This is a genomic window from Hydrogenivirga sp. 128-5-R1-1 (genome assembly GCF_000171895.1).
In genome coordinates this window covers 1-2,055 of record NZ_ABHJ01000181.1, presented here as the reverse complement: position 1 = coordinate 2,055, position 2,055 = coordinate 1, and the positions used below count along the sequence as shown (strand labels likewise).

The following is a 2,055-nucleotide window of genomic DNA, read 5'->3' as shown; positions in this document are numbered from 1 at the left end:
GTTGTTGTTTGCATTATTTGAGCTGTTTGTTCCAGAATTATTATTTGAGTTTCTTCCATAATAATTGTAGCTAACTATCCTTCCGGGAGCTCCATTTTTTCCATTTGAAGTATGGCAACTATTACAGTCTGTATAAGAAGGCTGATGTGGTAAAGAAGAAGAATTCACAAGTTCTCCATTGTTATTATAAACCATAGGTATAAATGTGGAATAAATTATCTGATTTAAATAAAAATTCCCAGCTCCCCTTCCTATATTAACTTTATATGAGCCTATGTTCGTTTTTAATACAATGTAATAACCTGACGCTGCATTATTAACATCTCCATCTTGAGCAGTCAAACTTTTAAAAATCGTTCCGCCTATATTAAATCTTTTCCCTTCTCCTTCACTTTCTCCTCCTTCAAAGCCATCTTCAATATTGAATTCATCTTCACTTAAAAATTTTATACTCACTCCATGACACTGACTGCATGATTGTCCTTGATAATGGAAATTAGAATAGGTGGAAATTTTTTTATTCTCTTCAGATAGTGATAAAGAAGTATCTTCAGAACCACAAGAAAACAAGGCGAAAGAAGTAATTAGTGAAATTATTTTTATCTTTTCTCTCATCACATTTATCCTCCATTTGGCTTCTCATAGACTTTTACTCAATTTTTGTGCCATAAAAAAAGGGCTGTCATTTGACAGCCTTCATAATATAAAAGGAGGGAAATGGAAGTTTTAATTATTGTTAGCTCCTTGCTGTATCCAGTTTAAGATAGTTTGATATTCCTGTGAACTTGGGCTAAATCTCTGACCTCCGCCGTGAGGTACAGAATTTGTTGCTTTTTGAAGTAGGAGAGAAGTAGAAGGATTTGCAGTATCTATGTATGAACCTCCTGCTGCTGGTGTTGTAGTCATTAAATTGTTGTATGTTGTTGTTGCATCATTACCTATTCTTAAATTACCACTTCCGGAAGTTGCTCCATGACAGCTTTGGCAATTATTTTTTAGTATTGGATAAACATTTTTAGAAAAGCTAACTGTTTGAGAATTTGGTTGAGTAGTGCTTGCTGTATTATTTCCACTACTTTGAGGGTTGTTTCCATTATTCTGGCTTGTACCACCTTTATTTGTTTGATTATTTCCTGCTGAATTTGAAGTTCCACTATTTGTTTGTGTACTGCTACCAGTGTTAGTTGAATTATTTCCACTTTGACTATTTCCAGTTTGTGTATTGTTTTGATTCCCTGTTGTATTACCTATATTTGCTTGGTTATTATTTGAACTATTTCCATAATAATTATAATTAACAATTCTTCCAGGTGCACCATTTGCTCCTGAGCTTGTATGGCAACTATTACAATCTAATCTTGTATTATCATGAGTATATCCATTAGTAGAGTTAACTACATTTCCATCTTTGTCAAGGACTTCTACTTTAAACTTAACGCCATCTGGTATATTTGCATTAGACCAGAAATTACCTGTTCCTCTACCTACCATAGATTTAAATACATTTCCATTTTCTAAGGATAGTTTTACCCAATAATAAGCTGCTGCTTTATTTGTATTTTTATCAGGAGCCTGTAAATCATTGAAAATAGTTCCACCTATTTTAAAGGCATGCTCTAAAGCTTCACCATTGTAATTTTGACCTATTTTTGAAGCATCATGACATTGAGCACAGGATACACCTTGATAATGAATTCCAACTGTATGTTCGCCGTTTTCACCATTTTCATTTTCTCCCCCTTTATTTCCGCTTTCACCAGTTGAAACTTCTATGTCATCAGGAATGCCATTATTATTTTTATCTTCTATAAAGTCAGGCTTTCCATTGTGGTTTTTATCTTCAAGACCATCTAATTTTCCATCTTTATTTTTATCTTCAACTACATCAGGAATACCATTGTTGTTTTCATCTTCTTCAAAATCAGGAACACCATTTTTGTTTTTGTCTTCTACAAAATCAGGTTTTCCATTACCATCATTATCCCAATCTGGATTTCCATTTTTATCTTTATCTATTTCTATATTATCAGGAATTCCATTATTGTTATTGTCAAT

2 pseudogenes are annotated in these 2,055 nt (G+C 32.9%); both read right to left on the bottom strand.

Annotation, left to right across the window (positions count from 1 at the left end):
- Positions 1–615: pseudogene (locus tag HG1285_RS03620) on the bottom strand (hypothetical protein); the annotation flags it as partial.
- Between the two features lie 111 nt (positions 616–726).
- Positions 727–2,055, bottom strand: a pseudogene (locus tag HG1285_RS19850) (hypothetical protein); the annotation flags it as partial.